The sequence below is a fragment of the Tepidibacillus infernus genome (assembly GCF_048898065.1).
Classification (GTDB): domain Bacteria; phylum Bacillota; class Bacilli; order Tepidibacillales; family Tepidibacillaceae; genus Tepidibacillus_B; species Tepidibacillus_B infernus.
Map to the genome: position 1 here is coordinate 2,421,198 of NZ_JBLWFI010000001.1, position 24,143 is coordinate 2,445,340.

27 protein-coding genes and 1 other annotated feature are annotated in these 24,143 nt (G+C 35.2%); of the genes, 26 read left to right on the plus strand and 1 reads right to left on the minus strand.

Annotation, left to right across the window (positions count from 1 at the left end):
- Position 1: 1 nt before the first annotated feature.
- Genes TEPIDINF_RS12130 through rsmI form a run of 8 tightly spaced genes read left to right on the plus strand, consistent with a single transcriptional unit; the run spans position 2 to position 4,878 of the window.
- On the plus strand, positions 2–331 hold the full coding sequence (locus tag TEPIDINF_RS12130; RefSeq protein WP_068727013.1) for a cyclic-di-AMP receptor: 330 nt from the start codon (positions 2–4) through the stop codon (positions 329–331).
- A gap of 12 nt (positions 332–343) precedes the next feature.
- The gene (locus tag TEPIDINF_RS12135) at positions 344–790 is read left to right on the plus strand and encodes a YaaR family protein (RefSeq protein WP_421692097.1); all 447 of its coding nucleotides are present in this window, start codon (positions 344–346) and stop codon (positions 788–790) included.
- A 31-nt stretch (positions 791–821) separates the two neighbouring features.
- Positions 822–1,793, plus strand: a complete 972-nt coding sequence (holB, locus tag TEPIDINF_RS12140) for a DNA polymerase III subunit delta' (protein WP_068727017.1) — start codon at positions 822–824, stop codon at positions 1,791–1,793.
- A gap of 13 nt (positions 1,794–1,806) precedes the next feature.
- Positions 1,807–2,619: a PSP1 domain-containing protein gene (locus tag TEPIDINF_RS12145; RefSeq protein ID WP_069797889.1), complete on the plus strand. Its 813-nt coding sequence runs from the start codon at positions 1,807–1,809 to the stop codon at positions 2,617–2,619.
- Between the two features lie 19 nt (positions 2,620–2,638).
- Positions 2,639–2,980, plus strand: a complete 342-nt coding sequence (yabA, locus tag TEPIDINF_RS12150; RefSeq protein ID WP_068727704.1) for a DNA replication initiation control protein YabA — start codon at positions 2,639–2,641, stop codon at positions 2,978–2,980.
- A gap of 41 nt (positions 2,981–3,021) precedes the next feature.
- Complete coding sequence (locus TEPIDINF_RS12155) at positions 3,022–3,744, plus strand: tRNA1(Val) (adenine(37)-N6)-methyltransferase (RefSeq protein ID WP_421692098.1); 723 nt, start codon at positions 3,022–3,024, stop codon at positions 3,742–3,744.
- On the plus strand, positions 3,741–4,025 hold the full coding sequence (locus tag TEPIDINF_RS12160) for a GIY-YIG nuclease family protein (protein ID WP_068727024.1): 285 nt from the start codon (positions 3,741–3,743) through the stop codon (positions 4,023–4,025). Before TEPIDINF_RS12155 ends, TEPIDINF_RS12160 begins: the two co-directional genes overlap by 4 nt.
- Positions 4,003–4,878, plus strand: coding sequence for a 16S rRNA (cytidine(1402)-2'-O)-methyltransferase (gene rsmI / locus TEPIDINF_RS12165; protein ID WP_421692099.1), 876 nt, complete (start codon positions 4,003–4,005; stop codon positions 4,876–4,878). Before TEPIDINF_RS12160 ends, rsmI begins: the two co-directional genes overlap by 23 nt.
- Before the next feature lie 61 nt (positions 4,879–4,939).
- Here rsmI and TEPIDINF_RS12170 read toward each other — a convergent pair whose 3' ends face one another.
- Positions 4,940–5,191 (minus strand): AbrB/MazE/SpoVT family DNA-binding domain-containing protein, encoded by a 252-nt coding sequence (locus tag TEPIDINF_RS12170; protein ID WP_068727028.1) that lies wholly within the window; start codon positions 5,189–5,191, stop codon positions 4,940–4,942.
- A 163-nt stretch (positions 5,192–5,354) separates the two neighbouring features.
- Here TEPIDINF_RS12170 and TEPIDINF_RS12175 point away from each other — a divergent pair, with 163 nt between their 5' ends.
- The 18 genes from TEPIDINF_RS12175 to TEPIDINF_RS12260 all read left to right on the plus strand — a co-directional run bounded on the left by TEPIDINF_RS12175 (position 5,355) and on the right by TEPIDINF_RS12260 (position 24,013).
- Positions 5,355–6,629 carry an HD domain-containing protein gene (locus TEPIDINF_RS12175; RefSeq protein WP_421692100.1) on the plus strand — a complete coding sequence of 425 codons (1,275 nt, stop codon included), beginning with the start codon at positions 5,355–5,357 and terminating at the stop codon, positions 6,627–6,629.
- A gap of 62 nt (positions 6,630–6,691) precedes the next feature.
- Positions 6,692–6,884: a binding site (T-box leader), on the plus strand.
- A 55-nt stretch (positions 6,885–6,939) separates the two neighbouring features.
- Positions 6,940–8,946 carry a methionine--tRNA ligase gene (metG, locus tag TEPIDINF_RS12180; RefSeq protein WP_421692101.1) on the plus strand — a complete coding sequence of 669 codons (2,007 nt, stop codon included), beginning with the start codon at positions 6,940–6,942 and terminating at the stop codon, positions 8,944–8,946.
- 16 nt (positions 8,947–8,962) lie between these two features.
- Positions 8,963–9,727 (plus strand): TatD family hydrolase, encoded by a 765-nt coding sequence (locus tag TEPIDINF_RS12185; protein ID WP_421692102.1) that lies wholly within the window; start codon positions 8,963–8,965, stop codon positions 9,725–9,727.
- A gap of 82 nt (positions 9,728–9,809) precedes the next feature.
- On the plus strand, positions 9,810–10,856 hold the full coding sequence (locus TEPIDINF_RS12190) for a ubiquitin-like domain-containing protein (RefSeq protein ID WP_421692103.1): 1,047 nt from the start codon (positions 9,810–9,812) through the stop codon (positions 10,854–10,856).
- 62 nt (positions 10,857–10,918) lie between these two features.
- On the plus strand, positions 10,919–11,464 hold the full coding sequence (gene rnmV, locus TEPIDINF_RS12195) for a ribonuclease M5 (RefSeq protein ID WP_068727039.1): 546 nt from the start codon (positions 10,919–10,921) through the stop codon (positions 11,462–11,464).
- A 7-nt stretch (positions 11,465–11,471) separates the two neighbouring features.
- The gene (rsmA, locus tag TEPIDINF_RS12200) at positions 11,472–12,350 is read left to right on the plus strand and encodes a 16S rRNA (adenine(1518)-N(6)/adenine(1519)-N(6))-dimethyltransferase RsmA (RefSeq protein ID WP_421692171.1); all 879 of its coding nucleotides are present in this window, start codon (positions 11,472–11,474) and stop codon (positions 12,348–12,350) included.
- A gap of 92 nt (positions 12,351–12,442) precedes the next feature.
- Complete coding sequence (veg, locus tag TEPIDINF_RS12205) at positions 12,443–12,718, plus strand: biofilm formation stimulator Veg (protein ID WP_068727041.1); 276 nt, start codon at positions 12,443–12,445, stop codon at positions 12,716–12,718.
- An 87-nt stretch (positions 12,719–12,805) separates the two neighbouring features.
- Positions 12,806–12,991 (plus strand): small, acid-soluble spore protein, alpha/beta type, encoded by a 186-nt coding sequence (locus TEPIDINF_RS12210; RefSeq protein WP_069797903.1) that lies wholly within the window; start codon positions 12,806–12,808, stop codon positions 12,989–12,991.
- Positions 12,992–13,097: 106 nt separating this feature from the next.
- Positions 13,098–13,952 (plus strand): 4-(cytidine 5'-diphospho)-2-C-methyl-D-erythritol kinase, encoded by an 855-nt coding sequence (gene ispE, locus TEPIDINF_RS12215; protein WP_069797905.1) that lies wholly within the window; start codon positions 13,098–13,100, stop codon positions 13,950–13,952.
- Between the two features lie 69 nt (positions 13,953–14,021).
- Positions 14,022–14,837, plus strand: coding sequence for a pur operon repressor (gene purR, locus TEPIDINF_RS12220; RefSeq protein WP_068727048.1), 816 nt, complete (start codon positions 14,022–14,024; stop codon positions 14,835–14,837).
- 112 nt (positions 14,838–14,949) lie between these two features.
- Positions 14,950–15,231, plus strand: coding sequence for a septation regulator SpoVG (spoVG, locus tag TEPIDINF_RS12225; RefSeq protein ID WP_068727050.1), 282 nt, complete (start codon positions 14,950–14,952; stop codon positions 15,229–15,231).
- Positions 15,232–15,369: 138 nt separating this feature from the next.
- Positions 15,370–16,758, plus strand: coding sequence for a bifunctional UDP-N-acetylglucosamine diphosphorylase/glucosamine-1-phosphate N-acetyltransferase GlmU (glmU, locus tag TEPIDINF_RS12230; RefSeq protein ID WP_421692104.1), 1,389 nt, complete (start codon positions 15,370–15,372; stop codon positions 16,756–16,758).
- Positions 16,759–16,779: 21 nt separating this feature from the next.
- Positions 16,780–17,727 carry a ribose-phosphate diphosphokinase gene (locus TEPIDINF_RS12235; RefSeq protein ID WP_068727054.1) on the plus strand — a complete coding sequence of 316 codons (948 nt, stop codon included), beginning with the start codon at positions 16,780–16,782 and terminating at the stop codon, positions 17,725–17,727.
- 68 nt (positions 17,728–17,795) lie between these two features.
- Positions 17,796–18,437: a 50S ribosomal protein L25 gene (locus TEPIDINF_RS12240; RefSeq protein ID WP_068727057.1), complete on the plus strand. Its 642-nt coding sequence runs from the start codon at positions 17,796–17,798 to the stop codon at positions 18,435–18,437.
- A gap of 130 nt (positions 18,438–18,567) precedes the next feature.
- Positions 18,568–19,125: an aminoacyl-tRNA hydrolase gene (gene pth / locus TEPIDINF_RS12245; protein WP_421692105.1), complete on the plus strand. Its 558-nt coding sequence runs from the start codon at positions 18,568–18,570 to the stop codon at positions 19,123–19,125.
- An 89-nt stretch (positions 19,126–19,214) separates the two neighbouring features.
- The gene (locus tag TEPIDINF_RS12250; protein WP_399168139.1) at positions 19,215–19,442 is read left to right on the plus strand and encodes an anti-sigma-F factor Fin; all 228 of its coding nucleotides are present in this window, start codon (positions 19,215–19,217) and stop codon (positions 19,440–19,442) included.
- A gap of 100 nt (positions 19,443–19,542) precedes the next feature.
- The gene (gene mfd / locus TEPIDINF_RS12255) at positions 19,543–23,082 is read left to right on the plus strand and encodes a transcription-repair coupling factor (protein ID WP_421692106.1); all 3,540 of its coding nucleotides are present in this window, start codon (positions 19,543–19,545) and stop codon (positions 23,080–23,082) included.
- The gene (locus TEPIDINF_RS12260; protein WP_421692107.1) at positions 23,075–24,013 is read left to right on the plus strand and encodes a peptidylprolyl isomerase; all 939 of its coding nucleotides are present in this window, start codon (positions 23,075–23,077) and stop codon (positions 24,011–24,013) included. The genes mfd and TEPIDINF_RS12260 overlap by 8 nt, the downstream gene beginning before the upstream one ends.
- The last annotated feature ends 130 nt before the right edge of the window (positions 24,014–24,143 follow it).

Genomic DNA, 24,143 nt, shown 5'->3' on the forward strand with positions numbered 1-24,143 from the left:
AATGAAATTGGTTATTGCGATTGTGCAGGATAAGGATAGCCACCGATTATCTAATGCGTTAGTAAAAGAAAATTTTAGAGCGACCAAATTAGCCAGTACAGGAGGGTTTTTAAAGGCAGGTAATACTACTTTTTTTATCGGTGTAGAAAATGAAAAGGTTGACCATGTATTAAAAATTATCAAAGAAAATTGTAAATCAAGGGAACAATTGGTTTCTCCGGTATCTCCATTAGGAGGGAATGCTGATTCCTATGTACCTTATCCTGTAGAAGTGCAAGTAGGTGGAGCTACAGTATTCGTCTTACCAATTGAAACATTCCATCAGTTTTAAAGGGAAAAGTCTATGAAAATCGATAAGGGGATACAAAAATCGACCACCTATAGAGCGAGTAACCGTCTAAATGTAGATGCGCAAGCCATGCAACAGAGTTTTTCTGATTTGATGCACTCACAAAATAAGCAATATTCTAAAGAAATGTTAACCAAATTGCTAGTGGAAATTGATGAAACAGGGAAAAAGATTGCCTTATCAAGAAATTTAAAAGATATAAAAGCATACAAACAATTAATTAAACGGTTTATGGATGAAATCATACATTCAGCTATTCATTTAGATGAACAATTAAGTTATGATTACCACGGGAGAAGTAGAAGATATAAAATCATTAGAGAGATCGACAAAAAATTATTAGAACTTACCAAAATAGCATTAGATAAAGAGGAAAAACAAATTGATATCTTAGATAAAATTGGTGATATTAAAGGATTATTAATTAACTTGTATTATTAAGGTGAAAGATTAAAAAGTTAGGATGAAGGAAATGTCCTTGTATGATGTATTAGGTCAAAACAGGATTGCTGAATTACTAAGCAATAGTATTAAAAAACAACGAGTTTCTCATGCTTATATTTTTACAGGGATAAAAGGTGTAGGGAAAAAAAAGATGGCCATAGAATTTGCCAAAGCATTGAATTGTACAGTTAATTCTTCAGATGCTTGCGGCCATTGTTCAAATTGTATTCGTATCGAACATGATAATCATCCTGATGTTGTAAGGATTAGTCCAGAAGGCCAATCAATCAAAATAGAGCAAATTCGTCAATTACAAAAAGAATATCATTATAAATCAATGGAATCAAAAGTTAAAGTTTACATGATCGAACAAGCAGAACAAATGACACCTCAGGCTGCGAATCGTTTATTGAAATTCTTAGAAGAACCTAATTCACCAACAGTAGCGATACTCATAACGGAAAATATCCACCAACTGCTATCAACGATTCGTTCAAGATGCCAGATCGTTCAGTTTGCACAACTTGATCCAAATAGCATTGTCAAAATTCTAGAGCAAGAGGGATTTAGAAAAAGTGAAATCATACTTTCTACCCACCTTACTCAAAATTTAGATGAGGTAAGAACTCTTTTAAGCACAGAAGAGTTTGCGCAAATGAGAAATCTAGTGATACAATGGAGCGAGGATATGACTTCTAGGAAATATCAAGTATTACTATCAATCAATGACAAAATCATGCAAAGTGACTATATAAAAGAACATTTACCACAATTTCTTGATTTACTAATACTATGGTATCGCGATATCTTAAATATAAGACTTAAACGCAAGGATTTAATTATATACAGAGATTATTATGACCAGCTTAGGATGCAGGCATTACATGGTTCAGAAGATCAAATCATAGAGCACATTGAATTGATCTTAGCAACAAAAAGAACTCTGTCTTCACATGTAAACCCGCAACTTGCTTTAGAAAAGATGGTCTTGTCTTTATAGGAGGGATTTATTTTTGTATTCTGTAGTAGGTGTTCGATTTAAAAAGGCGGGAAAAATCTATTACTTTGATCCTGAGGATTTGTCAGTAGAAAAAGACCAGTTTGTGATTGTAGAAACTGCGCGGGGAATTGAATATGGTCAGGTTGTAATAGGAAGAAAAACCGTTGGAGACGAGGATGTTGTTCTACCCCTTAAGAAAGTGATGCGAATTGCTAATACCGAGGACGCACTACAAGTAGAGCAAAATAAAATAGATGCCAAAGAGGCTTTTCAAGTCTGTTATGATAAAATTGTAAAACATGAACTAGAGATGAAATTAGTCGATGTAGAATATACATTTGATCGGAATAAAATCATTTTTTATTTTACAGCTGACGGAAGAATAGATTTCCGAGAATTGGTCAAAGATTTAGCCGCTGTTTTCAGAACCCGAATTGAGTTAAGACAAATTGGAGTTAGGGATGAGGCTAAAATGCTAGGGGGAATTGGTCCATGTGGTCGAATTCTCTGTTGCTCATCTTTTTTGGGAGACTTTGAACCAGTATCTATAAAAATGGCCAAGGATCAAAACCTATCATTAAATCCGACTAAAATATCTGGATTATGTGGCCGATTGATGTGTTGTCTTAAGTATGAGAATGATAACTATGAGAGTGGCAAAGAAGAACTTCCTGATATAGGAAGTAAAGTAATGACCCCGCTAGGGCTAGGTCGAGTAGTTGGGCTTAATATTTTAGAACGCAAAGTACAAGTAGAGATTAGTGCAACACAGAATGTAGAAGTAATGGCTTTAGACGATGTTGTAGTGGGGGAATTTGAATTTTAAATTATTTGGGGTTGATATTGTGGAAAAAAAAGAGATTTTTTCACAGGTAGCTGAGATTGAAGAAAAAGTCGGGGAATTATACCAAGAATTGGGACTTTTAAAACAAAAAATTGTCACCCTTTTAGAAGAAAATCATCATTTACACATCGAGAATGAGCAATTACGTCAGAGGCTGGAGGAAAAATATCCATCATCTGATCCATCAGAAAAGACTGTGAAAGAAAAGACTAGGATTGGCGAGGGATATGACAATTTAGCTCGTTTATATCATGAGGGGTTTCATGTCTGTAACCTTCATTATGGAAGCCTGAGAACTGAAGGAGATTGCCTCTTTTGCTTATCATTTTTAAGTAAATCTTAACGACTCTCATCATTAGAGAGTCTTTTTTGTAGGTGAAGGAAATGGAAAGGCTAGATGATTTGTTAAATAATGATTTAAAGATTATCCAAAGTAAAGATATATTTGCTTTCTCAATGGATGCAGTCCTATTAGCTCATTTTACAACGATCCCAAAGAAAGGGAAGATCATTGATCTTTGCACTGGGACAGGTGTTATTCCTTTATTGATGTCTACAAAAACCAAAACAGAGATATATGGAGTGGAAATTCAAGAAAAGTTAGTCGATATGGCCAATAGGAGCGTGCAAATCAATCATTTAGAGGGACAGATAAGAATACACCATGGAGATTTAAAAGAAGCTCCTAGGTATTTTGGAAAAGAAACCTTTGATTTAGTAACAGTCAATCCTCCTTATATGCCTATAAATGGACAGGATCATAATATAAATGAACATTTTGCGATCGCACGTCATGAAATTACTACGAATTTAAAAGCAGTGATAAATACAAGTGCTCAGTTATTAAAAACAGGGGGAAGGCTTGCGATGGTTCATCGACCATCAAGATTAGGAGATATTATCACAACATTGCGAGAAGAAAAATTAGAACCAAAAAGGATACGATTTGTTCACCCTTCTTTGCAGAAAGAGGCTAATATGGTATTAGTTGAAGCAACAAAGTTCGGGGGAAAAGAATTGCACATTTTACCACCACTGATTGTTTATGCTGAAGATGGAAAATATGAAAAAGAAATTCAGCAGATTTATTTCGGTGATGGGAAATGAATGTGAAAAAGGATCATTATGTTTATATTCTTCAGTGTGGCGATCATAGTTTTTATACTGGCTATACGACTGACATTAAACGGAGATTAGCGAAGCATCAAGAAGGAAAAGCATCAAAATATACAAGGAGTCGGCTTCCTGTGCGTTTGATATACTATGAAAAAGGAGATAGTAAATCTTGGGGTTTAAAACGCGAATTAGAAATAAAAAAATTAAATCGAAAGCAAAAAGAAATGTTAATTAAAGAAGGGTTAATCAATGAATATCCAGAAAAGCTATAAGGTTGAACCTCAAAAGGGATGTCTCTATTTAGTAGGAACACCGATAGGTAATCTGCAAGATATGACCTATCGTGCTATTCAGATCTTATCCGAGGTAGACTTAATCGCTGCAGAAGATACAAGGCAAACGATAAAACTATTAAATCACTTTCAGATTCAAAAAAAGCTGTATAGTTATCATGAACATAATAAGGAATCCAGTGGTGCTGAACTTCTTCAATTATTGGAAAAGGGAAGAAATATTGCTTTAGTTAGTGATGCAGGTATGCCAGCTATTTCAGATCCAGGCTATGAGTTAGTTAGATCTAGTGTAGAAAGAGGGATACCGGTGATCCCGATTCCAGGGGCTAATGCAGCATTAACGGGGCTAATCGCCTCTGGGTTACCTACGCAGCGATTTGTTTTTTTAGGTTTCCTATCTAAAGAAAAAAAGGTTTTATCCCAGCAGCTTGAACAAATAAAATCTTACCAGGAAACTTTGATTATCTATGAAGCACCACACCGAATTGAGAAGACCTTAAAAATGATTCTTGCGGGTTTAGGTGATCGAAATCTAGTACTTATTCGAGAATTAACAAAAAAGCACGAAGAATTTATAAGAGGAACTGTTTTCGAAGTGATGCAATATGTAGAAGAACATCCTCCAAAAGGAGAATTGACCCTTATTATTCAAGGTTCTAGTGGAAAGGAAATAGAGAGGGAAACTAATCAATGGTGGCAATCCTTATCCATTCTTGAGCATGTGGAACATTACATAAAACAAGATAAACAACCAAAGGAGGCGATCAAATTAACCGCAAAAGATCGTAATCTTAACAAGAGGGAAGTATACCAACAATACCATAAACTATAAAACATAAGCTAAAAAAAACAAAAGCTTCTTTTATGGTCGAAGCTTTTGTTTTCGCCTTCATTTAATTTTGTGCGTTTGGCATTTCGCTTAAGCATTCACTACATACAATTTTGTTTTTAAAATGGAATACATTCTCTGCATTTCCACAGAAGATGCAAGCTGGTTCGTATTTTTTTAGAATAATGCGTTCGCCATCTACGTAGATTTCTAAAGCGTCCTTTTCACTAATTCCTAATGTTCTACGTAATTCAATTGGAATAACTACACGACCTAACTCGTCTACCTTGCGGACAATACCTGTAGATTTTAACATTTTGTTACCCTCCTTTATCAATTTTTTAAATTAAGGATAATATCGTCATATTTCGACAAAATTTCTATAAACATAGAATACCAAGGATTGCCAAAACAGTCAATACATTTTTGCATTTTTTGTAAAATTTTTTGTTATTTTCTTAATCATGAATAAAGAGGTGATGGATTTGAGGATGGATGAAGAAAAAGTATTTAAAGATCCAGTCCACCAGTACATCTATGTTCAAGATCGTTTAATATGGAATTTAATTGATACAAAGGAATTTCAAAGATTACGTCGGATTCGCCAACTAGGGACTACTTACTTTACTTTTCATGGAGCTGAACATAGCCGGTTTTCGCATTCGTTAGGTGTCTACGAAATCACTCGGAAAATTATTTCTCGTTTTGAACGAAACCAATATATAGAGTGGCCAAAAGAGGAGAGACTTATTTCTTTAGTAGCGGCACTACTCCATGATGTAGGCCACGGTCCTTTTTCCCATTCAATAGAAAAGGTATTAAACACGAATCATGAGGAATGGTCCAAAAGTTTAATTTTAGGTGAAACTGAAATTAATTCTTTTCTTCGCCAAATTGATTCAACATTTCCCTTTCGTGTAGTTGATGTCATTAACAAAAAATACGAGAAACCTATTGTGATGGATTTAATCTCGAGTCAATTGGATGCGGATCGAATGGATTATTTATTAAGGGATGCCTATTATACAGGAGTTAATTACGGGTTTTATGATTTGGAGAGAATCTTAAGGGTACTTAGGCCATATCAAGGAAGACTTGTAGTAAAAGAAAGCGGAATGCATAGTGTTGAAGATTATTTGATGTCTAGATATCAGATGTACTGGCAAGTTTATTTTCATCCGGTAACGAGAAGCGGGGAAATTCTACTAAGAAAAATTTTCCTTAGGGCAAAAAACCTTTTTGAAGAGGGATATACCTTTTCAACTCTCTTTCCTCCCATCGTACGATTATTCCAAGGACAGCTTCATGTTGATGATTATCTTATTCTAGATGAACCTATGTTTTTTACTCTGTTTTATTTTTGGAGTCAAGAAAAGGATCAGATTCTAGCGGACTTGACAGAACGGTTTTTACATCGAAGATTATTTCAATACATAGATTTTAACCCTAATGATCAATCTAAACTAGAAGCTATCCTTGAATTTTTTCATAAAAATAACATTGATCCTACCTACTATTTAGAACTTGATTCACCATCTGACTTATCATATGACATTTATCGACCTGGCGATAAAAAAGAAATGTCGCCAATATATCTTTTAAATCGACAAGGAGAGACCATTGAGATTTCGACAAAATCAGATATTATTGCCGTCATTACAGGGAAAAGGAAAACAGAACATAAAATTTTTTTCCCGGAAGATTTGTTAAAAGAGAAGTCGATTTTATCCCAATTTCAACTATTGACACGATGAATGGAATTATGTATATTTTGGGAAAGAAAATGATATAATGAGCGATAATAACAAAAAAATAAGGAAAATCAATGAAGGGATGAGTAATTCATCACCACTTTCACAGAGAGCTGGGAAGGCTGAGAACCAGTATGTTGGGATGAATGAAGATGGTCCTGGAGAAATGATACTATGTCGAATGACACTTAAAAGAGCCTATGCTTAATGCATAGGAATTTGGGTGGTACCGCGTGAGTATAAACTCCCGTCCCAAGCTGGATAGGAGTTTTTTTATTTAAAGCAGTTTTTTCAAAAAAGGGGTTGAAGGACTTTGAGTAAAAAAACATTTTATATTACGACACCGATTTATTATCCAAGTAATAAATTACACATCGGTAATGCTTATACAACGATTGCTGCTGATGCGATGGCTAGATATAAAAGGCTCCGTGGCTATGATGTGTATTATTTAACTGGAACAGATGAACATGGGCAAAAATTACAAAAAAGAGCCGAGGAAGAAGGCTTAAAGCCAATTGAGTTTATCAATCCAATTGTAGAATGGATTCAAGATTTATGGCAAAAACTTGATATCTCATATGATGATTTTATTAGGACAACGGAAGAACGTCATGAAAAAGTGGTACAAAGGATTTTCAAAAAGCTTTTAGAAAATGGAGACATCTATCTTGGAGAATATGAAGGATATTATTGTGTACCTGATGAGGCATATTGGACTGAAAGGCAACTAGTTAAAACAGACGAAGGCTATTTATGCCCTGATTGTCATCGACCTGTGCAACTAGTGAAGGAGAAAAGTTATTTCTTTAAAATGTCAAAATATCAAGATCGGCTATTGCAATATATTGAAGAGCATCCAGAGTTTATTCAACCGGAATCACGGAAAAACGAAATGATTAACAATTTCCTAAAACCGGGTTTAGAGGACTTGTCGATATCTAGGACAACGTTTGATTGGGGAATAAAGGTACCGGACAATCCGGAACATGTGATCTATGTTTGGATTGATGCCTTAACCAACTATATTACTGCTATCGGCTATTTATCCGATGATCCGGAAGAACGAAAGACATTTGAACGCTACTGGCCAGCAGATGTTCATTTAATTGGGAAAGACATTCTACGATTCCACACCATTTATTGGCCAATTATTTTAATGGCATTAGACTTACCATTACCTAAAAAAGTATTTGGACATGGATGGATTTTAATGCCAGATGGGAAAATGTCAAAGTCAAAAGGGAATGTGATCGATCCAAAATTCCTAATTGACCGTTATGGTTCAGATAGTATTCGTTATTTTCTTTTACGAGAAATTGCTTTCGGTAGTGATGGAGTATTTACGCCAGAAATTTTCATTCAGCGTTTAAATGTGGATTTAGCTAATGATTTAGGTAACTTAGTCAGTAGGACAGTAGCGATGATAGAGAAATACTTTGATGGGTTTGTCCCAACTCCAGAAGCATTAACCTCTCTGGATGAAGATCTAAAACAAGCTGCGATGGAAACCTCACAAAAGGTAGAGGAATCATTAGATCAGATGCTCTTTAGCCAGGCTTTACAGCAGATATGGCAACTCATCAATCGGACGAACAAATATATAGATGAAACTTTGCCTTGGTCACTTGCAAAGGATGAGGCTAATAAAGGGCGGCTAGGGACGGTTTTATATCAACTGGTAGAAAGTATTCGTATTACTTCTATCTTGATTCAGCCTTTTATGACGAAAACGCCTCAAAAAATATGGGAGCAACTAGGTTTGGATGTTGTGTCAACCAATTGGGATTTAACTAAATCTTGGGGTATCGTTCATCCAGGAGCAAAAGTAGAGAAAAAAGAAGCGTTATTTCCACGCCTTGATATGGAAGAAGAAATCAAAGCAATTGATGAAACAACGGCTGCTGCACGAAAGCAAGCAGAAGAGAATGCAAAAAAATTAAACCAATCAGCGAACACAAATGGAGAAGATACCAAGATGGAAAATACGACAATAGATCAAATTACAATTGATGATTTCTCTAAAGTTGAATTACGAGTAGCAGAAGTGATTGAAGCAGAAAAAATACCAAATGCAGATAAATTGCTTAAAATTCAATTAGATCTTGGTTATGAAAAACGTCAAGTGGTGTCTGGTATCGCTAAGTATTACCAACCTGAAGATTTGGTTGGAAAGAAAGTTATCTGTGTAACCAACTTAAAGCCAGTAAAATTAAGAGGTGAAGAATCCAAAGGAATGATTTTGGCAGCATCGCAAGGGGATCAGTTGGTGCTTGCTACTGTTTCCGATGATATTCCAAATGGAGCCAAAGTCAAATAACGGTTAGGTGATTCTTATGTTAGTGGATACACATGCACATTTAAATGATGAAAAATTTAATGAAGATCGAGCTGAAGTGATCAAACGGGCGAAAGAAGTAGGTGTTGAAACGATTATTAACATCGGTTATAACCGAGAAACGATTCTTTCAACGATTGAATTAGTTGAACAATATGATTTTATTTTTGGAGCTGTTGGTTGGCATCCTAACGATGCACATGAAATGAAAGAAGAAGATTTTGACTGGTTAAAGGAAATCACCCAACATCCAAAAATATTAGCGATTGGTGAAATTGGTCTAGATTATTATTGGGATTTTGCTCCTAAAGAAGTGCAACAAGAAATTTTTCGAAAACAGATTCAATTAGCAAAACAAGTGAACTTACCGATTATTATTCATGACCGTGATGCTCATCAAGACATTTGTTCAATCCTTAGAGAAGAAGGTGCTAAGGATGTGGGAGGGATCATACATTCTTTCTCTGGTAGTATGGAAATGGCAAAGGAATGCATTGATTTAGGCTTTTATATTTCCTTTAGCGGACCAGTCACTTTTAAAAACGCAAAAAAACCTAAGGAAGTAGCAACCCATATACCTATTGACCGGATACTGCTTGAAACCGATTCTCCCTATTTAACCCCTGAACCATATCGTGGGAAAAGAAATGAGTCGGCATATGTCAAATTTGTTGCAACAAAAATCGCCGAATTACGAGGAATGGATGTCGAAGAAATTGCACAAATTACGACAAGAAATGCTAAACAGATTTTGAAATTCTAATGGATTTAAGGGATGGAAAATATTGGTTTGACATTTTAGCTATCATTGAATAAAATGTTGAACTGCTAAAGGGGGAGATGTAATGGGAAAACTGTCTTTAAAAGCAGGCAACCATTCTTCTTCTGTCATTCCTTCTTTTCCTAATACAAAATATAAAAAGACACTCTTTATCATTGTTTTTTTGGCTATTTTAGCATTCAGTTTCGTAACTTTTTACCAGTTGATGCAAAAAGAAGTTATTCTCGTTGTAAATGGAAAAGAAAAAGAAGTTTCTACTTTCAAAGGAACAGTGAAAGAATTGTTAGATCAGCAGCAAATAAAAATAGGCGCTCATGATCAACTTTCTGTTCCTCTTCAGTCACCGTTAAAGGATGGGCAGAAGGTAATTGTAAATACTGCTAAATTAGTAATTGTACAGGTAGATGGTAAACAAATTGATCATTGGACTACTGCAAAAACGATTGATCAGGTGATAAATCAACTAGGCATTCAACTTGGTCCATTAGATAAAGTTTACCCAAGCCTTAACACAATAGTTCAATCAGAAATGGATATTAAAATTTCAAGAATCACAAAGAAAATCGTAACACAAGAAGAGAATATTAAATATGGATTAGTTAAAAAGGCTGACCTGTCTTTAGAAAAGAACCAAGAGAAAGTATTGGTTAAAGGCCAAGATGGAAAAATTGCTAAGGTTTATGAAATTACCTATGAAGATGGAAAAGAAGTAAAGAGAGAACTGCTAAAACAGGATATTGTCAAAGAAAAGAAAGATCAAATCATTGCTTATGGAACAGCTTCTGCTACTGTTTCTAGAGGTGGTTATATTCTCAGGCCAATTAAAGTTCTTAAAAACATAAAAATGACCCATTATGGTTCCGGAGTTTATACCTATACAGGAACAACAGCAACTGTTGGGAGAACGATTGCTGTTGATCCAAAGATTATTCCACTAGGTTGGTGGGTTTGGATTGATGGAGTTGGATTAAGAAAAGCAGAAGATATAGGCAGTGCGATTAAAGGAAATAAAATTGACCTTTATGTAGGTAATGATCAAAAAGCAAGTCAGCTTGGGGTAAAAACTGGTGTAACCGTGTATGTTTTAGGACCGGAAAAGCCAACAAAATAGTGAACAACTAACAGGGGGAGTTTTCCCCTGTTTGTTTGTATGAGGAGCTATAGGAGGGAACAATGAAGATTAAGGAAGTAATCGTAGTTGAAGGAAGAGACGATACGGTAGCGATACAAAGAGCGGTTCAGGCCGATACCATTGAAACAGGAGGATCTGCAATATCTCCTCAAATCATTGACCAAATCAAAAAAGCCCATCAGAAGAGGGGAGTTATTGTTCTGACAGATCCAGACTATCCTGGAGAAAGAATAAGGAAAATCATCAGTCGGCAAGTTCCGGGAGTAAAACATGCATTTATAATAAGGGAAGAGGCCACTAAAAAAGGAGATATTGGGGTCGAGAATGCCTCTCCAAATGTGATTCGCAAAGCATTAAATGATGTAAAATCTGAATGGATAGATGCAAAAGAAACAATCCCATGGAATCGATTAGTTGCAGAAGGATTAGTGGGTAATGACCTAGCAAAACAGAAAAGAATCGAACTAGGAAAAGTATTAGGAATTGGTTATGCAAATGCAAAACAGCTTCACAAACGACTAAATATGTTTCAAATCTCAGAAATTGAGTTCTCTAACGCATTAAAAATGATAAAAATGAAGGAATGAATCAATGATGGCGGTCAATATATCTAACCCAGCAGAAACGATGAATATTTTAAAAAAGTATGGTTTTACCTTAAAAAAAAGTTTAGGGCAAAACTTCCTCATTGAACCTAACATCTTAACAAAAATTGTTGAAAAGGCAGAAATTGACCTAAACACCGGAGTGATCGAAATTGGCCCGGGAATCGGAGCTTTAACGCAAAAAATTGCAGAGAAGGCTGGAAAGGTAGTTGCAATTGAAATTGACCAACGATTAATTCCGATTTTAAAGGAGACTTTATCTCTCTATGATCATATAAAGCTCATTCATGCTGATGTATTAAAAACTAATTTAAATCAACTTATTATAGAGGAATTGAAAGAATACTCTTCAAAAAAAATAGTGGCCAATTTACCCTATTATGTCACAACACCCATTTTAATTAAATTGTTAGAGGATAGATTAGGAATCGATTCGATTACGGTAATGGTACAAAAGGAGGTTGCAGAAAGAATCAATGCAAAACCTGGGGGTAAAGAGTATGGTAGTTTAACATTATTAATTGAATACTATGCTCAAGCAAGTATTGCCTTTTATGTTCCAAGCTCAGTCTTTATTCCTAAACCCAACGTTGATTCAGCCATTTTACATTTAAAAATGAGAAAAGAACCGCCAATTAAAGTAAAGGACGAAGATTTTCTCTTTAAATTGATACGAGCTAGCTTTTCCCAAAGAAGGAAGACACTATTTAACAATCTAATCCATAATCTTTTTGGGAAAGAAAGGAAAGCAGAAGTAGAGGAAATCTTAAATTCAGTAGGGATCGACCCAGTAAGAAGGGCAGAAACGTTAACTTTATCCGAGTTTGCTAAATTAAGCGATGAAATATATTTTCGAGAAATATATTGACAACATATTTGTCCCACTGCTATAATAATTTGTTTATTTGACATACTATTCTATATGTGTTATAATTCACATATAGAGAGGTGGTAGAACAAATGGCGAATAATACCTTAAATGCCATCAAACGTAGTTTAGATGATTACGTTGGCGAAAAAATTATGCTAAAAGCTAATGGAGGACGTAGAAAGACCATTGAGCGAACTGGCATTTTAGAAGAGACCTACCCTTCAGTTTTTATTATAAAATTAGATGAAGAACAACATTCCTTTAAAAGGGTATCATACAGTTATGCGGATATTCTTACCGAATCTATTGAATTAACTGTATGTAAAGATGATGGAGAAGTAAAGATTACTTATAGTCAAAGATAACAAAGTAGGGCACGAAGGTGTTCCTACTTTTAATTTTGATTAATTTACATATACTAAAAGTGTCCACAAACTAAAGGAGGTTATATGATGGGCCGAAGAAATCGCGGTGTGATGTCTGAACAGTTTAAAGAGGAACTCGCAAAAGAGCTTGGTTTTTATGACACTGTGCAAAGAAATGGTTGGGGTGGAATCACGACTCGTGATGCAGGAAATATGGTGAAAAGAGCCATAGAAATTGCTGAGCGTAGTTTAGCGGAGCAAGGTCGATCATAAAATGTGGATAAGGCTAGGGAAAGTTTTCCCTAGCTTTTTCTTTATACTCTTCATTGTAAATGTTACAATGGATTGATGAACAGGCTTAGATAAAGTAGGTGATGGTATGAAGATATGGGAGAAAGCTCCTGCAAAAATAAATTTAACCCTTGATGTATTAGGAAAAAGAGATGATGGTTATCATGAAGTTGAAATGATTATGACTATGGTTGATTTATCCGATAGAATTCTATTAGAAGATCTTGAAGATGATCAGATTATCTTAGAGACTAACTCAGGAATTATACCTAATGATGAACGGAACCTAATATATAAAGCAGCCCATTTATTAAAAAGCACCTATCAAATAAAAAAAGGAGTGCGAGTCTTTCTAGAAAAGAATATTCCTGTTGCCGCAGGTTTGGCAGGTGGAAGTAGTGATGCTGCTGCCACATTAAGAGGTTTAAACCGCTTATGGAATTTACATTTAACTTCTAATGAATTGATGGAACTGGGTGGAAAGATCGGTTCAGATGTACCTTTTTGTGTTGTTGGTGGTACGGCTCTTGTAAAGGGGAGAGGGGAAAAAGTCACCCCTATTGTTTCGCCTCCTCCTGGTTGGGCTATTTTAGCAAAATTACCAATTAGTGTATCGACCGCCGATATTTATGGAGCTCTAAATTGGCAAGATATTAAAGAACATCCAAATACAGATCAGATGATTATAGCATTAAAAGACCATAATTTTGATGGAATCACAAAAAACCTTTTTAATGTATTAGAAGAGGTTACTTTTCGACTTTACCCTTCTGTAAAGTATTTAAAAGAACAAATAGAAGGATTTGGGGCGGATGGCGTTTTAATGTCTGGGAGTGGACCAACTGTTTTTGCTTTAGTTAATAAGGAATCAAGGTTAAATCGGATCTATAATGGATTGAGGGGTTTTTGTAAAGAAGTGTATGTCGTTCGTTTACTAAGGTAAAAATAACTTGATGAATACCGTACAATAATATTATAATCTTCCTAAATTATTCGTTTTTTGGAGGTCTTTATGAAAAAACTAAGGCGAAGCGCTAGAATTGTTGACCTAACTCAACAGTTTTTACATCAACCTAACACCCTTATTTCCTTATCATACTTTGCTGAAAGATATCATTCAGCTAAATCTTCAATCAGTGAGGATATTGATATTATTGACGAAATATTTCAAGAGGAAGGCATTGGTCAACTCCTTACTTTAGCAGGGGCAGCAGGTGGGGTAAAGTTTATTCCGTCTATACCTAAGGAAGAAGCAAAGACGGAAATGCTAAGAATCTGCCAAGCATTATCTAGTGTGGAAAGACTTCTTCCGGGTGGTTATTTATATATGTCAGATATTTTAGGGAATCCGAAATTATTAAAACAATTGGGGAGGATGTTTGCTTCTGCATTCTCTAATCAAGAAATTGATACGATCATTACTGTCGAAACAAAGGGAATCCCCTTGGCCCATGCAACAGCTAGTTATTTAAATGTTCCTGTGGTTATTGTACGCAGGGACAGCAGGGTAACAGAGGGGTCGGTTGTAACCATCAATTACGTGTCAGGCTCTACTAAAAGAATTCAAACCATGTCATTGGCTAGAAGGGCTTTAAAAGAAGGATCTAATGTCCTTGTAATCGACGATTTTATGAAAGCTGGCGGGACAATTAAAGGTATGATTGGACTTTTGCAAGAGTTTAATGCCCATTTAAAAGGAATTGGTGTTTTTGTAGAATCAGGAGAAACGGAAGAAAGATTAATTAAAGATTATATATCATTGGCTAGATTAACAGAAGTGAATGAAAGAGAGAAACTAGTAAATGTTGAGCTAGGCAATTTTTTCTAGAATAAATGATAAAAATTTTTCCTCTTTTTTGTCATTTTCTAGAAGGAATTTTATAATAGATAGCGAAATAATTATCAAGCTCGTTATTTATGGAAAAAGGTGGTGAAAAGACATGGAGGTTACTGACGTAAGACTTCGCCGCGTCAACACGGAAGGGCGTATGAGAGCGATTGCATCAATTACGATTGACAATGAATTTGTTGTTCATGATATTCGAGTGATTGATGGGAATAATGGAATGTTTGTAGCCATGCCAAGCAAAAGAACCCCGGATGGTGAGTTTCGTGATATCGCTCATCCAATCTCTTCTGCTACAAGAGAAAAAATTCAATCCGCCGTACTTGCTGAGTATGAACGTATTGGTGAAGAACAGGAAATGGTTGCCGGGGCATAATTTAATAATGAATGAAAAGAGTTCTTTTTTAAGAGCTCTTTTTTTTGGTTAAAAATTCAATCTTGTATTTTCCTTGAATTCAATCATCAATTAAGATATAGTCATAGTGGAATAATTGTGCGTAAATGGGGGATAACCATGTCTGATTTGTATGCAGTGGTATTGGCCGCAGGCCAAGGCACAAGAATGAAATCAAATCTACCTAAAGTATTACATCAAGTCAGTGGTAAACCAATGGTTGGTCATGTTGTTGACCAGTTAAAAGAAATGGGTATTAAAGAAATTGTTGTAGTAATTGGACACAAATCAGAACAAGTAAAAACTTACTTGGGAGATCAGGTTCAATATGCGATTCAAGAGCAACAACTTGGAACAGCTCATGCAATTATGCAGGCAAGTTCTATACTCAATGGTAAAAAAGGAACAACCTTAGTTATTATGGGGGACACTCCTTTAATCACCCAAGATACCTTAAAGACGCTTTACTCAGAACACGAAACGACTAATGCTGCAGCAACCATTTTAACTACCGAAATTGATCCACCAACTGGATATGGTCGGATTATCCGAGATCAAGAGGGTCATGTATTAAGAATTGTTGAAGAAAAAGATACCTCTATAGAAGAAAAGGCCATAAAAGAAATCAATACAGGAACTTATGTCTTTGATAATGTAAAATTATTTAATGCCCTCTTAAAAGTGAACAATGATAATAAACAGGGGGAATATTATTTAACGGATGTTATTGAAATTTTACAATCAGAAGGAATGATTGTTTCTGCCTATAAAACGGATAATTCAGATGAAACGATCGGTATTAATGATCGTATCGCATTAGCAAAAGCAGAAAAAATATTAAGAAATCGAATTATCGAACACCATATGCGTGAGGGTGTAACTGTTATTGATCCTGATCGAACCTATATTGAAAAAGATGTAATGATTGATCCAGACACAATCATTTATCCTGATACGTATCTAAAAGGTAAAACGACGATAAAGGGAAATTGTATCATCGGGCCTGGTGCAGATTTGACAGATGTCATGGTTAGCCAAGATGTTGTCATTACCCATTCCGTTATTTTCTCATCAACGATAGAGGAAAAAGCTAAAATTGGGCCTTTTGCTTATATTCGCCCTGGTTCCCATATTGGGATTGGGGTGAAAGTAGGCGATTTTGTGGAAATAAAGAACTCCAAACTAGGTAAAGGGACAAAGGTGTCTCACCTTTCTTATATTGGCGATGCAACTTTGGGAGAAGATGTAAATATTGGCTGTGGAACGATAACGGTTAACTATGATGGATTTAAAAAGCATCGCACTGAAATAGGGGATCATTCATTTATTGGTTGTAATACGAACCTTGTTGCTCCTGTTTCTGTAGGTCATGATGCTTATGTAGCAGCTGGATCTACAATTACTGATCATGTACCAGACTTTTCATTAGCGATAGCGAGGGAAAGACAAACGAATAAAGAAGGATATGTTAAAAAAATAAGAGAAAAAAATCAGCAGGATACGAAATAGAACATTCTTGGGGGTATAAAAATGCCATATAGTGATTCTACATTAAAAGTGTTTACGTGTAACGCAAATCCGGATTTAGCACGTGAGATTGTTGAACATATTGGAATTCCATTAGGGGATGCTGAAGTTTTACGTTTTAGTGATGGAGAGATACGCGTTAAATTAAATGAAAGTGTTCGAGGTGCTGATGTATTTGTGATCCAGTCTACATCCTCTCCAGTGAATGAACATCTTATGGAACTTTTAATTATGGTAGATGCTTTAAAAAGAGCATCAGCTAAAAGCATTAACGTGGTAATCCCTTATTATGGATATGCAAGACAAGATCGAAAGGCAAGAGCAAGGGATCCAATTACAGCTAAGTTAGTTGCTAATTTGATTGAAACAGCAGGGGCTCACCGAATGATTTCAATGGATTTACATGCTACTCAAATTCAAGGATTCTTTGATATTCCTGTAGATCATTTATTAGGGGTGCCTATTTTAGCTGATTTCTTTGCCAAGAAAAATTTAAAAGATATTGTTGTAGTCTCCCCAGATCATGGGGGAGTAACGCGTGCAAGAAAAATGGCTGAACGATTAGGGGCGCCGATTGCAATTATAGATAAGCGTAGACCAGAACCAAATGTAGCAGAAATTATGAATATTGTTGGTAATGTAGATGGAAAAGTAGCCATTTTAATTGATGATATTATTGATACGGCCGGGACTATTGCTCTTGCAGCAAATGCTTTAAAAGAAGCCGGTGCAAAAGAAGTTTATGCTTCCTGTACACACCCTGTCCTATCAGGTCCAGCAATTGAGAGGATTCAAAATTCACAAATAAAAGAATTGGTGGTTACGAATACGATTCCTTTATCAACGGAGAAAAAGAACGATAAAATTAAAACATTATCTGTCGCCCCTTTAATTGGTGAAGCTATTGTTCGGGTCCATGAAGAGTTATCCGTAAGCAAATTATTTGACTAAAAATGGTTTAGTTCCCTCTTGATTAGGAAATAATAGAAATTAGTTTATAAAAGTTTAGGAGGGGGAACATGGAACCAATCAATTTAGAAGTGATTGTAAGGGAAATAGGGGCAGATTCAATCTTGCACCATTTAAGAGAAAATGGCTATATACCAGGTGTTTTATATGGTAATGGTTTTTCAAATCAACCCATTCAAATTGAGGAAAGTACACTTAAAATACAATTAAAAGAACATGGAAAAAGTGGCATTTTCCATATTTTAATGGGAAATGAGCAAATTCCTGTCAAAATCAATGAAATCCAAAGAGATCCTATTGACCAAAAAGTCATTCATGTTGATTTACAGCGTGTCCAAATGAATAAGCTGATTAGTACTTCTGTACCATTACATTTCTTCGGCAAATCAATGGGTGAAAAGAATGGTGGAATTGTCCAACAGCAGATAAGAGATATTGAGGTAAAAGCCTTACCTGCTTATATTCCAGAATTTATCCAAGTGAACATCTCTGACCTAGACATTGGTGATGCCTTATATGTTAGGGATTTAATGGTACCCGATGGTGTTGAAATTCAACATGATCCTGATTCGGTTCTTTTAACCATCATTCCACCAAAAATGATTGAAGAGGATTTATTGGAAGAAAGGCCTGTTCATGAACCAAAGATTGTAGATCCTAAGGATGGTCGAGGAATAGACGCCGCAAAATAGATGAGAATGTCTATGATTCTTATAAACGTAGCCTATAATGGGGTTACGTTTTTTCTTTATTGCAAATAAGTTTTCCAAGTAAATCTGTTTTGTTAAAATGGGCTTAGGTCTAAAAATAGGAGGACATAAAATGAAGTTAGTTGTTGGTTTGGGAAATCCAGGAAGACAATATGAAAATACTCGGCATAATATTGGATTTATGGTAATTGATGATTTGTTAGAAACTACTGATTTAATATCTACAACAACAAAATTTAATGCAAACATTACTGATGCTAGATTGGATGGAGAGAAAGTTCTTTTTGTAAAACCACTTACTTATATGAACCTTTCAGGAGAGGCTGTCCGCCCCATTCTAGATTGGTATAAGATTGATATAAAGGATATGGTTGTTATTTATGATGATTTAGATCTACCATTAGGTAAATTAAGGTTTAGAGAAAAGGGAAGTGCTGGAGGACACAATGGCATTAAGTCGATGATTCAAAACCTAGAGACAGAAGAATTTAAGAGAATTCGAATTGGAATTGATCGACCAGAGTATGCTTCAATTATTGATCATGTCTTGACTAAATTTTCAAGTGAGGAAAAAGAGGTCATAAATGAGAGTATTCAGAAAGCTGCACTTGCAATTAAAGACTGGATTAGTGGGATAGAATTTAAAATGTTAATGAATAAATACCATTAAATTTTGAATCATTGTATGGACTTTATCCTCTCAGGGGAATAATAGAATTAAAAATGACTAAATGATTAGGATTTGGAGGCCATACACTGATGATTCAATATGTATGTAAGCATTGTGGGCAACATCTTGGAAGTATAGATGATAGAATGTTTAGTGAAGAAGAATTAGGATTGCATTCCTTGACCCCTTCTGAGAGGGAAGGTATAATAACCTATGAACAAAATGGCGATAAGACCGTTCAGGTTATTTGTGAATATTGCCAAGAGGCACTAGAATTACATCCTGAATTATTGCTTATTTCAAATCCATTGCAATAACTAAAGTTAGTATAAAGCCTTCGCTTTCTAGCTAAGGCTTATTTTTCATGATAAAGAAGAGGTCATATTATTTTATGAATTTAAGGAAAGGGGGAACAGTATGGAAATTATCTTACAAAAGTTTGCTAGAAGTAAGGAATTTCAGTCCATTCTTTCAGGTTTAAACGCTGGCATGAAAGAGCAACTGATTACGGGGTTGAGTGGATCAACAAAACAAGCAATGATTGCTTCACTTTTTCAAGAAGTAAATAAGACGCTGATTGTAGTCACTCATAATTTACTTCAAGCTCAAAAAGTTTATGATGACTTATTAGAATTAGTAACAGAAAAACAACTGTATTTATACCCAGCAAATGAATTAACTTTAATTGATATTGATGCTCAGAGTCCAGAGACACTAGCCCAAAGAATTCATGTTTTACAGAGTTTAGCTGAAGGAAAAAAGGGAATCTATATCATTCCTTATATTGGGCTAAGTAAGTTTCTTCCACCTAAAAGTAGCTTTGTTGACTCCATGATCTCAATAGAAATAGGAAAAATTATCGATTTAAACCGTCTATTAAATAACCTCATTTTTTTAGGTTATAAAAGAACTGACATTGTTGAAAAACAAGGAGAATTTAGCGTTAGAGGCGGAATCATAGATATTTATCCACTTACATTAGAAAACCCAGTACGAATTGAATTGTTTGATGTAGAGATTGATTCAATCCGTACTTTTGATATTGGAACGCAAAGGTCTATTGAAAAGTTGAAAAATGTTGACATTCCTCCGGCAAGGGAATGGATCGCAACGAAAGAAGAATTCATGAAGGCTGCAACTCGAGCAGAAGAATACCTTAGCGAGCAGTTGAATCGTATAAAAGATTCAGTGATAAAGGAAAAGTTAATTGCAAACGTATCTTGGGAGATAGAGCAATTAAAAGAAAATCAATATTTTAATGGCTTTTACAAATATGCTTCGGTTTTATATTCCCAAAAATATACTCTGTTAGATTATTTTGAAAAAGATAGTCTAATAGTTTTTGATGAAGCAAATCGAATGATAGAAGTTGCAAAACAGACTGAGAAAGAGGTAAATGAGTGGAAAACAGCCTTATTACAGCAAGGGGAATTTTTACCCCAATTAGAAGTATATCAATCCTATCTTGATATAATCGTTGGACATCGTAAACAGGCTTTATACTTATCTTTATTTTTGAGACAGATTCCACATGCGAATCCTGAAAATATTATCAATTTTGTAAGTAGAAATATGCAAAACTTCCATGGACAGATGCATTTACTTAAAGGTGAACTTGAAAGATGGAGGAAATCTAATACTAGTGTCATCTTTTTAGCCTCAGATGCAGAAAGGGTTAAGCGCTTACAGCGTGTGCTGGATGACTATGGCATGGAAGTAGATATTGTTCCTAATACCATCCGTGAAATATCACTTAGGCCGATTATTTTACAAGGGAATTTACAGTCAGGTTTTGAAATGGCTGAAATTCGTTTGGCAGTGATTACAGAAGGAGAAATCTTTTCTCAAAAGCAAAGAAAAGCAAAGAAGGTCTCCCAAACGGCCAATGCTGAACGTATCAAGAATTATACTGACCTACGGGTAGGGGATTATGTTGTCCATGTGAATCATGGAATAGGGCGGTATATTGGAATTGAGACTTTAGATATTAACGGTATTCATAAGGATTACCTTCATATTAAATATGCCGGTAATGATAAACTTTATGTGCCGATTGATCAAATTGATTTGGTTCAAAAGTATGTAGGTGGGGAAGAAAAGGAGCCGAAAATTTATTCTTTAGGTGGAACAGAATGGACCAAAGTTAAAAATAAGGTGAAATCCTCTGTTCAGGATATTGCTGAGGACTTGATCAAATTATATGCAAAAAGACAAGCAACTAAAGGCTTTTCTTTTCCTAAAGATAATGAATTTCAACATGAATTTGAGGCTTTATTCCCATATGATGAAACACCTGACCAGCTAAGAAGCATCGAAGAAATTAAACAAGATATGGAAAACGAGAGACCGATGGATCGACTTCTTTGTGGTGATGTAGGATATGGTAAAACAGAAGTAGCGATTCGTGCTGCTTTTAAAGCAGCAATGGCTGGGAAGCAAGTTGCGGTATTAGTTCCTACAACGATCTTAGCACAACAGCATTTTGAGACATTTAAGGAACGCTTCTTGGAATATCCGATAAAGATTGAAGTGATAAGCCGATTTCGTACGAAAAAACAGCAAACAGAAGTAATTAAAGGAATTAAAGATGGAACTGTCGACATCGTTATAGGTACTCATCGGTTATTATCTAAAGATGTCCAATTTAAAGATCTTGGTCTGCTTATTGTAGACGAGGAACAACGGTTTGGAGTAAAGCATAAAGAAAAATTAAAGGAATTAAAAACAAATGTTGATGTACTTACCCTTACCGCAACCCCGATTCCTCGTACATTACACATGTCGATGTTAGGCGTAAGAGATCTATCAGTCATTGAAACACCCCCTGAAAATCGTTTCCCTGTTCAGACATATGTGGTAGAATATAGTGCAGCAATGGTCCGTGAAGCAATAGAAAGGGAACTTGCTCGTGGAGGACAAGTTTATTTTCTTTATAACCAAGTAAAATCCATTCAACAAATGGCAGATCAAATTAGTATGTTAGTTCCCGATGCAAAAGTGGCAGTGGCGCATGGGCAAATGTCTGAATCTGAATTGGAACGTGTGATGTTAGACTTTTTGGAAGAAGAATATGATGTTCTTGTTAGTACAACAATTATTGAGACGGGTGTAGATATTCCAAATGTAAATACCTTAATCATCTATGATGCGGATAAAATGGGGTTATCCCAACTATATCAGCTAAGAGGAAGGGTGGGTAGATCCAATAGGATTGCTTATGCCTATTTTACTTATCAAAGGGATAAGGTATTATCGGAAGTTGCAGAAAAAAGATTACAAGCGATTAAAGAATTTACTGAACTTGGTTCAGGGTTCAAAATAGCGATGAGGGATTTAGCGATAAGAGGGGCAGGGAACCTTTTAGGAGCAGAACAACATGGTTTTATTGCTTCAGTTGGTTTTGATCTATATAGTCAAATGTTGAAAGAAGCCATTGATGACTTGAAAGGGGAAGTTAAGAAAGAGGAGAAAATTGAGCCGCAAATTGAATTGGAAGTCGATGCATATCTACCGACTGATTATATAACAGACTCGATGCAAAAAATTGAGATGTATAAAAGGTTTGCAAATATCAGGAAATTAGAAGAGGCTCAAGATCTAGAAGATGAACTATTAGACCGTTTTGGTGATATCCCTCAACCTGTACAAAACTTATTAGCTGTTACTAGAATTAAGACTTATACTTATCTATACCGAATAGAAAATATCATCCAAAAGGGCAAAGAAGTCACGATGCAAGTACACCCTGACCAAAATCAAATCATAGATGGTTATAAATTATTCAAAATAGCAAACGAATTTGACCATCGCATTAAACTTTCTTCAGGACATCACATTGGCATTAAGGTTAACTTGAAAAATTTAACCTCTGAACAAGGAATTCAATTAATTGAACAATTCCTTGCTCGTTATCGAGAAGCGTTCAAACAGGAAGGAGTTCTTTATACACATGAATAAGAAAAAAGGTTTGATTCTCTTATTAGCGGTTGTTTTTATCTTCAGCATTGTAGGTTGTAGTAATCAAGCGCCTGATACAGGAAAGGTTAAACAAGATGTAGTGGCAGAATATGATGGAGGAACAGTAACAAAAGATGAATTTAATACTTTCCTTCAAGTAACTACCTTTTTTAATCCTCAATTAGAAGGGACGATTAACCAACCTGAATCGCAAAGACAAGCATTAGAACAATATATAGGTCAAAAATATCTTGCATCAAAAGCAAAGAATCAAAAAGCTGACGATAAGGAAATAGAAGATTTACTAAAGGCAATCAAAGGAACAATGGGTTCTGAAGAAAATTATAATAAAAAATTAGCGGAATTAAAGATCACTGAAAATGACCTTGTCGATTATGTAAATCGATACCAAGCGATTCAAAATTACATGGAAGAGAAGTCAGCGAAAACATTTAATGAGGAAAAGGAAAAATTAGAAAAACAATATAAAGAAAATAAAGAAGAATATACGATTGCAACAATAAGCCATATTTTAATTGCCACAAAGGATCGATCGGAGGAAGAAGCAAAAAAAAGGGCAGAAGAAGTATTGGCTAAATTAAAAAAAGGAGAAGATTTCGCGAAATTAGCCAAGGAATATTCGGATGACCCTGGTAGTAAGGATAATGGGGGAGTGTATGAAAATGCCCCAGTATCTTCTTGGGTTCCTGAATTTAAAAAAGCAGCATTAACATTACCTGTTGGACAATTAAGCGACTTGGTAAAAACAGAATTTGGCTATCACATTATAAAAGTGATCAATCGCCAAGTACCAACTTTAGAACAACTTTCTGATCAACTAAAAGGGCAAGTTATTGCTCAAGAATATAATCAGTTTATGACGAACGAATTACAAAAGATCATTAAGAAAATCAACTTACCCGAAAAGTAAAAAAACTTTTATCGAAGTTTAACTTTCCAATGCGGTAGAAAGCTTAGAACCTTTACTTGTATAATAATTTGGTAACAGAAGAATACTATGGACAAGAACGGAAGAAAAAAATTATAGATATTCAATAATT